The sequence below is a fragment of the Flavobacterium sp. K77 genome, assembly GCF_021608205.1.
GTDB classification, from domain to species: domain Bacteria; phylum Bacteroidota; class Bacteroidia; order Flavobacteriales; family Flavobacteriaceae; genus Flavobacterium; species Flavobacterium turcicum.
This window is the reverse complement of sequence record NZ_JAKIHO010000004.1, coordinates 282,756-294,877: the sequence shown is the minus strand read 5'-3', so window position 1 is coordinate 294,877 and position 12,122 is coordinate 282,756. Positions and strand designations below refer to the sequence as shown.

General features: G+C 36.3%; 11 protein-coding genes. 1 reads left to right on the top strand and 10 read right to left on the bottom strand.

Annotated elements, in window-relative coordinates; translation table 11 throughout:
- Positions 1–729 precede the first annotated feature (729 nt).
- Positions 730–1,539, bottom strand: a complete 810-nt coding sequence (locus L1S34_RS10070) for a lysophospholipid acyltransferase family protein (RefSeq protein WP_236363917.1) — start codon at positions 1,537–1,539, stop codon at positions 730–732.
- A 94-nt stretch (positions 1,540–1,633) separates the two neighbouring features.
- Positions 1,634–2,275, bottom strand: a complete 642-nt coding sequence (locus L1S34_RS10065; protein WP_236363916.1) for an NUDIX hydrolase — start codon at positions 2,273–2,275, stop codon at positions 1,634–1,636.
- Positions 2,276–2,371: 96 nt separating this feature from the next.
- Here L1S34_RS10065 and L1S34_RS10060 point away from each other — a divergent pair, with 96 nt between their 5' ends.
- The gene (locus L1S34_RS10060; RefSeq protein WP_166136987.1) at positions 2,372–2,812 is read left to right on the top strand and encodes a DUF4268 domain-containing protein; all 441 of its coding nucleotides are present in this window, start codon (positions 2,372–2,374) and stop codon (positions 2,810–2,812) included.
- A gap of 17 nt (positions 2,813–2,829) precedes the next feature.
- Here the strand turns inward: L1S34_RS10060 and L1S34_RS10055 are convergent, their stop codons facing one another.
- The 8 genes from L1S34_RS10055 to L1S34_RS10020 all read right to left on the bottom strand — a co-directional run bounded on the left by L1S34_RS10055 (position 2,830) and on the right by L1S34_RS10020 (position 12,072).
- Entirely contained in the window at positions 2,830–3,240 is a 411-nt protein-coding gene (locus L1S34_RS10055) for a hypothetical protein (RefSeq protein WP_370637605.1), read from the bottom strand.
- Between the two features lie 3 nt (positions 3,241–3,243).
- Complete coding sequence (locus tag L1S34_RS10050) at positions 3,244–4,188, bottom strand: NAD(P)H-dependent flavin oxidoreductase (protein WP_236363915.1); 945 nt, start codon at positions 4,186–4,188, stop codon at positions 3,244–3,246.
- A gap of 15 nt (positions 4,189–4,203) precedes the next feature.
- Entirely contained in the window at positions 4,204–5,817 is a 1,614-nt protein-coding gene (locus L1S34_RS10045; RefSeq protein ID WP_236363914.1) for a S8 family serine peptidase, read from the bottom strand.
- A gap of 65 nt (positions 5,818–5,882) precedes the next feature.
- Positions 5,883–7,070: a tRNA 2-thiouridine(34) synthase MnmA gene (mnmA, locus tag L1S34_RS10040; protein WP_236363913.1), complete on the bottom strand. Its 1,188-nt coding sequence runs from the start codon at positions 7,068–7,070 to the stop codon at positions 5,883–5,885.
- Between the two features lie 73 nt (positions 7,071–7,143).
- A complete protein-coding gene (locus tag L1S34_RS10035; RefSeq protein ID WP_236363912.1) occupies positions 7,144–7,860 on the bottom strand; it encodes a toxin-antitoxin system YwqK family antitoxin in 717 nt (238 codons plus the stop codon).
- A gap of 226 nt (positions 7,861–8,086) precedes the next feature.
- The gene (yidC, locus tag L1S34_RS10030; RefSeq protein ID WP_166136975.1) at positions 8,087–9,997 is read right to left on the bottom strand and encodes a membrane protein insertase YidC; all 1,911 of its coding nucleotides are present in this window, start codon (positions 9,995–9,997) and stop codon (positions 8,087–8,089) included.
- Positions 9,998–10,062: 65 nt separating this feature from the next.
- The gene (locus L1S34_RS10025; protein ID WP_236363911.1) at positions 10,063–11,676 is read right to left on the bottom strand and encodes a CTP synthase; all 1,614 of its coding nucleotides are present in this window, start codon (positions 11,674–11,676) and stop codon (positions 10,063–10,065) included.
- Positions 11,677–11,841: 165 nt separating this feature from the next.
- The gene (locus L1S34_RS10020; RefSeq protein WP_236363922.1) at positions 11,842–12,072 is read right to left on the bottom strand and encodes a DUF3820 family protein; all 231 of its coding nucleotides are present in this window, start codon (positions 12,070–12,072) and stop codon (positions 11,842–11,844) included.
- Positions 12,073–12,122 lie beyond the last annotated feature (50 nt).

Here is a 12,122-nt window from a genome sequence, read left to right as displayed (position 1 = left end):
CCGATTTGCATCGGAACGGCTGTCAATTCAATATGTCTAGGAACGTATTCTTCTTTGTTTTTTTTTCGCTTTTCGTGTGTCTAAAAGCGGGTGCAAAAGTAGAAATTTCTTTTTAACTATGCAAGAAAAATTTAAAGTTTTTTTCGAAAATGTTTTTCGAAAGTTTCTTTCCTTTTTCTCTCAATATGTAGTAAGAACTCTGCTCTATTGCGGGGTGCAAAGGTAACATCTATTTTAACTCTGGCAAACTTTTTACATTTTTTTTTTTAAAAAATGTTTCTTGGTTTGTTTCCAGTTTTTATAAGAACGTTGCCGTGATTGCGGGTGCAAAACTACAACCTTTATTCGCTTTTACAAGCCTTTTTTAAACTTAATTTAAAACTATTTTTTAAGTAACTTAAAATCAAAGGGGTTAACTAGGAAGTTTTTTTGATCAATACGATCGTTAGGGTGGTTTTGGGTGTTTACTTAGGGATTTGGACCGTGATTTGGTAATTGGTCTTCCTATATAGTCTTCAATAAAGCTTTACTATATATATAGGTAGCTATTGCAAAATTCGTCATCAATAAGTGAAGCTCGCGTTAGGGATAGCAGCGCAAAGCCCACAGACACGACCGTCTTGAGGGAGTGGCGAGGACTTGCAGCGAATAGCCCGACGCCATTCTTGATCTTGCCCTAACAAAAGGCAAGAGCAAGTAAGGCGGAACGCCAAAAATTTAGCTATTGATTTAATAATCCCAACGGCGGGTTTTATTAAGTTCTTCTTGCTCTTGAATAATTTCGGCAGGAATAACTTTAAGGAATGAAGGATGTTGTTCGATGGCGTACTCTACTTTCTCTACAATCTCTTCGATGGTATCGTTATCGTAATCTATTTCTAACGGCTCCTTAATAATGAAAGATTGTAAAATGCCCTTCTTCTTCATGCGAAGCCCTTTTTTGTCAAAAGAGCGGCGGAAACCGTCAATCACTATAGGAACCACAATTGGTCTGTGTTGTTTTATGATGTGCGCAGTTCCTTTACGAACTGGCTTAAATGATTTGGTAGTACCTTGTGGAAAGGTGATTACCCAACCGTCTTTGAGAGCGATCTTGATATTTTCGGTATCATCAGGATTGATATCTTTTTTCTCTTGAACATCGACTCCTTTTGCTCGCCACGTACGCTCAACCGATATTGCACCTGCATATGCCATAATGCGAGGCAGTAGTCCTGCTCTCATGGTTTCTTTTGCTGCTACATAATATATGTTCATTTTTGGCTGCCACAGATAACCGACATTTACAATATTGTTTTCGCGCCCGCTTAAGCTTGCGTTAAAAACATGAAACATAGCCACGACATCAGCAAAATAAGTTTGATGATTGGAAATAAAAAGTACGTTTTGGTCTGGCAGGTTGCGAATAATCTCAGAACCTTCTATTTGCAATTCGTTAAAGCCTCTGTAACGGCGGTGCGTGACAGCGCCAAAAATACGGATTAACCATTTTTTGAGGAAGAGTATATGACCAAAAGGATTTCTTTTCAACAATCCCATAACTAGTATTTATTTAAATGATTTGAAAAGCAAACTTACAAAAATATATTTTGTTGCTATTTTCAACTGCCTTTAACTACAATTTAAAGTGCTTTTATTTGATATATTTAATTAAAACCTCTTTTAACTCACTGAGCATCATAGCCGTTGCTCCCCAGACCATATGTCCCTCAACATTAAAAGCAGGAACGGTACTGTTTTTTACCGAAGAAGTGTCCAGATTTGTTGTTACAACAATAGCATCGTCTAAAAATACTTGTAATGGTAATTCTATTATGCCTGCTACTTCACTGGCTTGCGGTGCAAATACCAACTCTTGTTTACTAATCCCTAAAAATGGATGCACTAAAAAATTACTTGGCGGAATGTACAAACTAGTAAAAGGTTTAACGATTTCAATATAATCCATGACTACTCCTATTTCCTCTTCTGTTTCGCGCAAGGCAGTAAAAGCAAAATCAGGATCATCCAATTCAAATTTGCCTCCCGGAAAAGCAATTTGAGAAGAATGAACTCCATTGTATGAATTTCTGAGGATCAAAACCAAATGAGTAATTCCGTCTTTTGGATACAAAAGCATCATGACCGCTGCCTGTTTTGGATTTATTTGTTGCGAAGACCACTCTGTTAAAGATGGAATGCGTTCAACAGGAGCCATTTTGATATGCGCATCGAACGCAGGCAATTCAGCTTGAGCTAATTGTGGAACAAATTGTAATAAATATTGAAAATCCATAATCAAATTCTATTTTTGTAGATTGAAAAATAAGCCTAAATGTAGTTCACAAATTAGAACTGCACAAGAAATAAAAGGGAACAAAAAACAATTGATATGTATAGTAAAGAAGAAACACAACGATTGAAGCGCGAATTTTGGGTAGCATTTGCAGAAAAATATCCAAGAAAATGGGTTTTGTACGATACTAAAATCAAAGATTTCTCTTTTAAATTTTACGTTGACAATAAAAAAGCCCAAGTTTTAATTGACATTGAACCCAGAAGTACTGAAAAACGTATTGCTTACTTTGAAAAACTAGAAGCCTTGAAATCAATTTTAGAGGATGAGTTTGTAAAAAATTTGGTCTATGAACGCGACTACACTTTAGAAAGCGGCAAAACCATCAGCAGAATTTGGGTTGAATTGACTGGCGTTGGCGTGAGCAACAGGAATAATTGGGACGCTATTTTTTCATTTTACTTTGAAAAAATGAACGCCCTTGAACTATTTTTTCAGGAATACGATGAATTTATAAAGGACATTGAAATTGTGTAATCGCTTTAACTGCGTCATTACATATTAAAGATATTGTAAACAATGACGCGGTTATCGTAAGTAATATACAATTGCTTGCGGTTGTCTTGTTTTTTTCTGGTAATTATGGATAAGGTGCAATCTTCACCTTCGTTGTTTTTACACGTAAAGCCATACACTAAATCAGTTTCATTTTCTTCCGCAGGATGGTACTCTATAATTTCAAATAGTTGAATAATTTGCGAGTAAACTACAATGCGGCTTTTGTTAGTGTCTAAAGTTACTAGTAAATTGGTTAGATTTAAATCAGACCACTTGCCCCATTTCCCTTTATCATTTTTCTCGAGTACACTAAAACCAGAGGTTTTAAATTTGTAGGTTTGCGCAGAGGCGGTAGTTATGCCTGCGCAAAACATTCCCACGAGAGCTATAAATTGTAATTTAGTCATCATTTAAAAATTTAGCTGAGCTACACGTTGTTTTGCTTTTTCAAAATCGGCAATCATTTCGTCAATAATTGCTGCAGCTGGTTTGATGTCGTGGATAAGGCCTGCAATTTGACCAATTTCAAGTTCTCCTTCAATTAAATCGCCTTCAAACATTCCTCTTTTAGCGCGGGCTCTACCCAGAAGTGTTTGTAATTCTTCTTTTGTTGGTGCTGTTTCATACAAACGTTGTACATCATCAAAGAATTTATTTTTAATTAATCGCACTGGCGCTAATTCTTTTAGAGTTAACTGTGTTCCACCCTCCTTTGTTTCAACTACAGTGTTTTTAAAATCAATGTGCGCAGATGATTCTGTTGATGCTACAAACCTACTCCCTACCTGAACACCATCAGCACCCAAAGTCATAGCGGCAAGCATTCCAGCACCGGTAGCGATACCTCCGGCAGCAATGAGCGGAATCGTAATTTTCTCTTTCACCATCGGAATCAAGGTCAATGTTGTCGTTTCTTCGCGACCATTATGTCCGCCCGCTTCAAAACCTTCAGCAACTACTGCATCTACACCCGCATCTTGTGCCTTTAGGGCAAAAACGGAACTACTCACGACGTGTACAACAGTTATACCATGTTGCTTTAAAAAGGAAGTCCATGTTTTGGGATTACCGGCCGATGTAAATACAATTTTTACATTTTCGTCAATGATGATTTTCATAATCTCATCAATATTAGGATAAAGCATTGGGATGTTCACGCCAAAAGGTTTTGAAGTTGCCAGTTTGCATTTTTGAATATGTTCACGCAAAACCTCCGGATACATTGATCCCGCACCAATTAATCCTAAACCACCAGCATTACTAACCGCACTTGCTAATTTGTATCCACTGTTCCAGATCATTCCACCTTGAATGATTGGGTATTTTATATTGAAAAGAGAGGTAATCTTATTCATTTTTTAAATTAAAAATTATTGTTTTACTAATTTTCCTGATGCAGAATAGTCGGCGGAAAGATATCTGTAGAAATAAATACCGTTGGTTATACTTTGAAGATTTATATCTGTGGTCGATTGAGAAATAGTCTGCTCAATCATTTTTTGTCCCAAAACATTATAAACACTAAACGACCCATATGTAGCACTTGTGGGAATTTGTACAGTAACAAAGTCCGCAGCAGGATTTGGGAAGACCACTAAACTCTCCTGACTTGGAAACGTTAGACCCAAATTGGTAGTGAGAGCTGCTGCGAAATCAGGGACGCCATAACCGTATTGATTATCGGGAATTAAAAATCTATCAGCAGATCGAATAATAATGTCTCGAATTTCTTTGTTTGTTTTTTGCGGAAGCGCTTGCCACAAGCAGGCTACTAAACCAGCCATAATCGGACTGGAGAAGGAAGTACCATTGGCTGTTCTCGAATTACCAAATTCATCCGAAACAACTGCCGCTTGCCCTTGCGCCATCACTTCTGGTTTAATCCGACCGTCAAAAGAAGGTCCGATTGAACTAAATGAAGTTCTAACTTCTGATGAATTTACCGCACCAATTGCAAGTACAGAAATAGCATCAGCTGGAACGGCGATAGTTGGACTAGACAAATTACCCGAATTTCCTGCCGAAGTTACAACCAACATCCCTTTATCAAAAGCAATATCAGCGGCGCGCGACATGAATGCGGTTCTTCCGTTCATTTCGCTATAAGTATGGTTGTAAGCTGGATTATCAAAATCAAAATATCCCAATGAAGTATTGATTACATCAACTCCCAAACTATCTGCTTTTTCGGCCGCTTCAACCCAAAGCGATTCTTCGACGGGATTTTCTGAAGATTCATTTTCGGTAATAAAAAGATAATATGAAGCATCGGGAGCAGTACCAACAAGCACATTTTCAGTATAACCACCCATAGTAGATAAAACTGATGTACCGTGCGAGCCTCCTGAGTAAAAGTTAGGATTACGTTGCACGTAATTGTATCCACCTAAAATTTGATTATTATCGCGCAAACGTTTAAAAGGTAATGCTGTGTTGACTCCAGGAAAACCTGAATCCATAACAGCAATTATTTTTCCTGCACCAGTAAAGTTTTGTTGGTGCATGAGATCACCTTGTAACATTTTAATTTGGTTAGAAGAAGATCCGTAGGCATACTCGACTTTGGTTTTTTCAGTTTTCAGTGTTTTTTTAGAAGTCGCTAGTTTCTTGGCACCGGAATTTTGATTTAAAGATTTATCTGCAAAATCAATACTTGAAACAAATGCTAAATTTTTAAGTGCGTTGATATTGGCTTGCGAACCACGAACATGTAACGCATTCAACCACTTTGACTGAGCGAGAATGCTGATTCCAATTATATTGCGAACTTGCAATCTATAAGCATTTTCTAAAGGCACATCGCGCAAATCCAACGCTATTTTTTGAGTTGACCTCCTCTCCAATGAACGTGGGGAAAGCATCTTTGTTGGTGTTTCAAGAAAAGTTGCTGCACTTGGCTTGTCTTTAAAGTAAACCCATGCATCTTGTTGCGCAAGACACGACAGAGAGATTAGGAAAAAAAATAGTAGGTAGCGCTTTTTCATCTTTCTTATTTTTTATAAAGATACTATTCTTGCATCAAATGAAAAAGGCAATTCCTAGAATTTCATTAGGAAATAACTCCTGAGCCTATTAATTCATCGTCATGGTACCAAGCAGCAAATTGACCTTCGGTGATGGCAGATTGAGGTTCTTCAAATAATAGATACAAACCGCTTTCTAATTCATGAAGTGTAGCTTTTTGCAATGGTTGACGGTATCTGATTCGAGCCATCACCTCCATTGTATCGCCATTTTTTAGCGCTAAATCTTCTCTGATCCAGTGAATTTCTTCGGTGGCAATTCGGAGACCTTTTTTAAATAAACCAGGATGCTGACTTGTTAGCCCAGTGTAAATAGTATTTGTATCAACATCAGTTGCAATTACAAATAAAGGATCAGTAGTACCGCCAACGTTCAAGCCTTTTCTTTGTCCGTTAGTAAAGTAATGAGCACCTTGGTGTTTTCCTACTACTTTTCCCATTTGCGGATTGTAGTTTCTTTTGGCAGCATGATATTGTAATTCTTGTTCTGTTGTCCTATCCGCTGGTAATTCGGTTTGGTAGATTGGATCATTTTTGTCAACTTGAACAATCAAACCTTCTTTAGGTTGTAATTTTTGTTGTAAAAATTCAGGTAAACGTACTTTTCCGATAAAGCATAAACCTTGTGAATCTTTCTTTTCTGCAGTTACCAATTCCATTTCTGCAGCAATTTCGCGCACTTCTGGCTTGGTCAATTCTCCGATAGGAAATAACGACTTCGCTAATTGCTCTTGCGATAATTGGCATAAAAAATAAGACTGATCCTTGTTATTGTCGGCACCAGCTTTTAATTGGTAAATAAGCTTTCCGTCTTGTTCAAATTCTGTCTTTCTACAATAATGGCCCGTTGCAACATAATCTGCACCAAGACTTAATGCGATTTTCATAAAAACATCAAACTTGATTTCGCGATTACAAAGCACATCAGGATTTGGAGTTCTTCCTTTTTCGTACTCATTAAACATGTAGTCAACGATTTTCTCTTGGTATTGTTCGCTCAAATCAACCGTTTGAAAAGGAATTCCAAGCTTTTCAGCAACCAACAAAGCGTCATTGCTATCTTCAAGCCATGGACATTCGTTTGAAATGGTAACCGAGTCGTCGTGCCAATTTTTCATAAAAAGCCCAATCACCTCATAGCCCTGCTTTTGCAATAAATACGCAGCAACACTTGAATCGACACCACCAGAAAGACCTACAACTACACGTTTCATTTTGGAAAAATTAAAATTTTACAAGGGTGCAAAGGTACAAAAACATTTAGTACTCCTATTGCTGAAAATGGCGTTAATTTGTTTTGACTTTTATCATTTTAGAAAGCGCACTCATATTGGTTTCTTTAACCAATTTGCCTTTCTCAAAAAACTGCCACATTCCCGCTTTTTTACCTTGAACAAACATACCTTGCGAAACGATATTACCGAAGACATCCCTAAAGATGGCTTTTCCTTCGTATTGGTCATTTTTATAATTTGATTCTTCTAAAACAACTCCACGCTCAGTATATTTCTTGTACAGCCCATTTTTTAAATTATTTGTAAAAGTGATTTCTTCAGCCAAAGCTCCACTGATAAAAAAAACTTTCCGAATACCTTCGAGCTTGCCTTTTTTGTAAAATTCTGTAGTCATGATGTTTTTTGAGTCTTTGTGGTAGTAAGTCCAAACCCCTTCAAAAAGTTTGTTCACTACATTGCCCTCGCTCACTTTATTTTTATTTTGATCAAAAAATGTAGTGTACGCTCCATTGTCTTTTGTATTAAACTCTCGGGTAGCAATGATTGATTTTGCTTTGGTGTCATCATAAAAATAAAAAACACCCACCTCTTTACCATGCTCAAAAATCCCCTCGTAACGAGGCCGTTTGGATTGCTCGTAAAAGCCTTTCCATAATCCGTGCTTTTTACCTTGTGGATCCATTTTATTAAAATCGGCTTGAGAATGGGCTATCCCAAAAGTCATTAAAACAATGAAAAACAAAAAAATATTACTTTTAAACTTAATCATATTTACTACTATTTATGCTGTCTATAACAACTCTAATTTTCCGAATTTAGTACTGCAAAACTAGAAATTTTAAACATTATAAATTAAAACTTTTACCATTTTGACCTGATTCAATTTTTGAAACAAAAAGCAAAAGAAACAAAAAAGCAATTTTAAACTAAACTTTTTCTTGAATGAGAAATAAAAAAAACCTCAATAAAAATATTGAGGTTTTTAAATTTGAACTTTATTGTTTATTCTTTTTATCTAAAGCTTTTTGAGCTTCGGCTTGTTCCATCACTTCTTGCAATTTACGCTGGAATTTACCTTGCTTTTTTGGCTCTTTCAACTTGTTTTCTTGAATTTGAGCATGAATTTTATCTCCATCAATAAAATACTTTTTTATTACGATCATGATTCCAATAGTAATCAAGTTTGAAATAAAGTTATACAAACTCAATCCTGCACCATAACTATTAAAGAATAACAACATCATGATTGGAGAAACATAAATCATGATTTTCATCATTTTAGCCATATCTGGCATTCCTTCTTGCTGTGGTGCCGCCATTTGCTGATCACCGCTTGTCATTTTCATGTAGAAGAAAATGGCGATAGCTGCAAAAATTGGAAACAAACTGATGTGGTCACCGTACAACGGAATGTGAAATGGTAACTTTACTACTTCATCAAACGACGATAAATCGTCAGCCCATAAAAAGCTTTTTTGTCTTAACTCAAAAGCAGATGGAAAAAACTGAAACGAAGCCATCAAGAAAGGCATTTGAATCAAAGCAGGAATACATCCCGCCATTGGGTTCACACCAGCTTTGTTGTACAATTTCATCGTTTCTTGCTGCTTTTTCATTGGATCTTTCTTAAACTTTTCACCCAACTCAGCAATTTCAGGACGCAATACTTTCATTTTAGCCTGTGAAAGGAACGATTTAAAAGTAATTGGCGACATTGCTAATTTAATCAAGATTGTAAAAATGATAATTGCAATTCCGTATGCGATGTATGATCCTAAGAAACCAAAAAGAGGTACAAAAATAAATCTGTTGATCCAACCGATGATTCCCCAACCAAGAGTAATAATTTTTTCAAGATTTAAATCATAGTTTGATAAAGTCTTGTAGTCAGATGGTCCCATGTACCAATTCAACTTATAATCAATTTCACCATTGGTAAAAGCCAAAGGTAAATTAGCGTTGAATGATTTCGTAAAAGTAGTATCAACTTCCTCGTTAATTACTAAATTTTTTGAACTTACAACTGCATTTTCAAAAGGCGTTTTAGAAACTAATATTGAACTAAAAAAGTGCTGCTTGAAAGCAATGAAAGTTGGTTGTTCCAATTCTTCTTTTTCTTCAGCGCCTAGGCCTGCGTAATCTACTTTGCCATCTTTGTGTTCAAAATAAATTTCAGTGTATTTGTTCTCGTAAGAAATACTTTTTTCATTTCTGAATGCTTTTAAACTCCATTCTAAGTCTAAAGGTTTTGCAGTACTAATTACTTTATTCAATCCTTGAGAACGAATATCAAAACCAATCATGTAATCTTTTGGTTTTAAAATGTATTTGTACTCTAGAAATTCATTTGCGCCAGCTTTCAATTTCATGGATAAAATTTGATCCTCACCAATTTTCGTTAAACTCGGCTCAAAATAAAGGTCTTTTGTATTGAGGGTACGATTGTCATTAGTCATCAACTGTACATTCAAACTTGCATTATTGTCCTTAATCAATTGAACAATCTCGCCTGAACCTTTTTTGTATTTTTCAAAACCTTTCAAGGTAGCTTCTACAATGTATCCTCCTTTATTTGCAACGGTAAGTTTTAAAACCTCATTTTCTAGGGTTGTAACTCCTCCTTTTGCAGACGGTAAAGTAGCAGAATAGGCAAAACTTCCTAATGATTTTTGTAATTGTGCCAATTGAGTTGAGTCGCCTGTTGTTGCTACAGCCATTGCTGCTTTTTCAACTGCTTTTATTTCAATTTCTTTTGCTTTTGCTTTTTGAATCAACAATTCCTTTTGTGCTTTTTCAGCAGCAACTACCTTTGGATCGGGTTGGTTGGTGTACGTGATGTAAGCCAAGATTCCAAAAATCAAGGCAAAACCAATAATCGAATTAAGGTCAAATTTCTTTTGTTCCATTATAATATTTAAAAGTGTTTACACTGTTAGTAGCAAGTTGCAAAATTTGTTTCAAAAGCAACCTACTATTTCTTTTTTGCTTGCACCGCAGCAGCAACAAAATTTACAAAAATTGGGTGCGGATTAGCAACTGTACTCTTGTATTCTGGGTGGTATTGTACACCAATGAAAAACGGATGATCTTTAATCTCTACGATCTCAACCAATCCCGTATCAGGATTTGTACCCGTGGCCAATAATCCTGCATTATGCAATTGCTCTACATAGCTACTGTTGTATTCGTAACGGTGACGGTGGCGTTCAGAAATCGAATCTGTTCCATAAATTTTGTATGCTAACGAATCCTTTTTAATGTCGCACTTCCAGGCGCCTAAACGCATTGTACCGCCTTTATCTGTCACTGTTTTTTGTTCTTCCATCAAATTCACCACAGGATGAGCTGTGTGTGCATTCATTTCGGTTGAATTGGCATCGGAATACCCCAAAACGTTACGAGCGTGCTCAATAACTGCCATTTGCATCCCAAGACAAATTCCGAAAAACGGAACCTTATTTTCACGTGCATATTGTACCGCAGCAATTTTTCCTTCGATACCACGCTCACCAAAACCTGGCGCTACTAGAATAGCATCTAAATTGGCGAATTTTTCTTTGATGGTACTCGCATCGATATGCTCAGAGTGAATAGAAATTACATTAACTTTTGTCTCATTGGCAGCACCTGCATGTATGAAGGCCTCCAAAATCGACTTATAGCAATCTTGCATTTCTACGTATTTACCAACCAAACCGATATTTACGGTGTGCTTTGGATTTTTTAAACGCTTTAAAAAGATGTTCCAATTTTTAAGATCTGGAGCTGCTTTTTTAGGTAAATCTAATTTTTTCAAAGCCACTACGTCAAGCCCTTCTTCCAACATTAAATTAGGTACTTCGTAGATAGTAGAAGCATCAATCGACTGAATCACAGCTTCTCTTTTTACATTACAAAACAGTGCTAATTTGTTGCGCAACTCCTCCGTAATTTCGTGTTCTGTTCTGCATACCAAGATATCGGCTTTGATACCACTTTCCATCAAGGTTTTTACAGAGTGTTGTGTTGGTTTTGTTTTTAATTCTCCAGCTGCAGCCAAATATGGCACAAGCGTTAGGTGAATCACAATTCCGTTGTGCTCTCCTAACTCCCATACCAATTGACGTACGGATTCAATGTAAGGAAGAGACTCAATATCTCCTACAGTTCCTCCAATTTCAGTAATTACAATATCGTAATCGCCCGAATTGCCTAGCAACTGCATTCTATCTTTTATTTCGTTTGTGATGTGAGGTACAACTTGCACCGTTTTACCTAAAAACTCACCACGTCTTTCTTTTTCAATAACAGATAAATAAATTCTACCTGTAGTTACGTTATTTGCTTGAGAGGTTGGAACATTTAAAAAACGTTCGTAGTGCCCCAAATCTAAGTCGGTTTCAGCACCATCATCCGTTACGTAACATTCTCCGTGTTCGTAAGGATTTAGCGTTCCTGGATCGACATTAATATACGGATCGAATTTTTGAATAGTAGTGCGGTAACCTCTTGCTTGTAATAATTTTGCTAATGAAGCAGCAATAATTCCCTTTCCTAAAGAAGAGGTCACACCGCCAGTAACAAAAATATATTTCGTTTGATTCATTGTATTGTGTTTTGTGTTGTGTTTAGTGTTGTAGTTGTGTAAAAAACTTGGCAAAAGTACAAATTTAATTGGACTATTGGAAGATATGTTTCTCAGTTTTTATTGTCTGAAAAACGAGTTCGTACAAGAGTATTCTGCCAATGATTTTGAAGTATAAAAGTACCGTTACGGCTTTGGATATTGCTTTTTAATATTGCGAATCAAATCTTCTAAGCCGTTTAATTTCAATTCATAAACCAATTGTAATTGTGCTCCCAATTCGCCTTTTGGAAACCCTTTATTGCTATACCAAACAATATAATACTCTGGAATATCAATGAGAAACCAGCCTTCGTATTTGCCGAAAGGCATTTTGGTATGCGCCAGTTTTATAAGCTGTTTTTGATTTTGATCCATAGTGTTATAAAAAAGAAGCAAGAACTTTCGGTACTTGCTTCTTTGTTTCA

Excerpts from the sequence above, each read along its gene's own strand:
- L1S34_RS10025 (WP_236363911.1), bottom strand. The coding sequence starts at position 11,676 with ATGAATCAAACGAAATATATTTTTGTTACTGGCGGTGTGACCTCTTCT.
- mnmA (WP_236363913.1), bottom strand. The coding sequence starts at position 7,070 with ATGAAACGTGTAGTTGTAGGTCTTTCTGGTGGTGTCGATTCAAGTGTT.
- L1S34_RS10035 (WP_236363912.1), bottom strand. The coding sequence starts at position 7,860 with ATGATTAAGTTTAAAAGTAATATTTTTTTGTTTTTCATTGTTTTAATG.
- L1S34_RS10055 (WP_370637605.1), bottom strand. The coding sequence starts at position 3,240 with ATGACTAAATTACAATTTATAGCTCTCGTGGGAATGTTTTGCGCAGGC.
- L1S34_RS10045 (WP_236363914.1), bottom strand. The coding sequence starts at position 5,817 with ATGAAAAAGCGCTACCTACTATTTTTTTTCCTAATCTCTCTGTCGTGT.
- yidC (WP_166136975.1), bottom strand. The coding sequence starts at position 9,997 with ATGGAACAAAAGAAATTTGACCTTAATTCGATTATTGGTTTTGCCTTG.
- L1S34_RS10065 (WP_236363916.1), bottom strand. The coding sequence starts at position 2,275 with ATGGATTTTCAATATTTATTACAATTTGTTCCACAATTAGCTCAAGCT.
- L1S34_RS10050 (WP_236363915.1), bottom strand. The coding sequence starts at position 4,188 with ATGAATAAGATTACCTCTCTTTTCAATATAAAATACCCAATCATTCAA.
- L1S34_RS10020 (WP_236363922.1), bottom strand. The coding sequence starts at position 12,072 with ATGGATCAAAATCAAAAACAGCTTATAAAACTGGCGCATACCAAAATG.
- L1S34_RS10060 (WP_166136987.1), top strand. The coding sequence starts at position 2,372 with ATGTATAGTAAAGAAGAAACACAACGATTGAAGCGCGAATTTTGGGTA.
- L1S34_RS10070 (WP_236363917.1), bottom strand. The coding sequence starts at position 1,539 with ATGGGATTGTTGAAAAGAAATCCTTTTGGTCATATACTCTTCCTCAAA.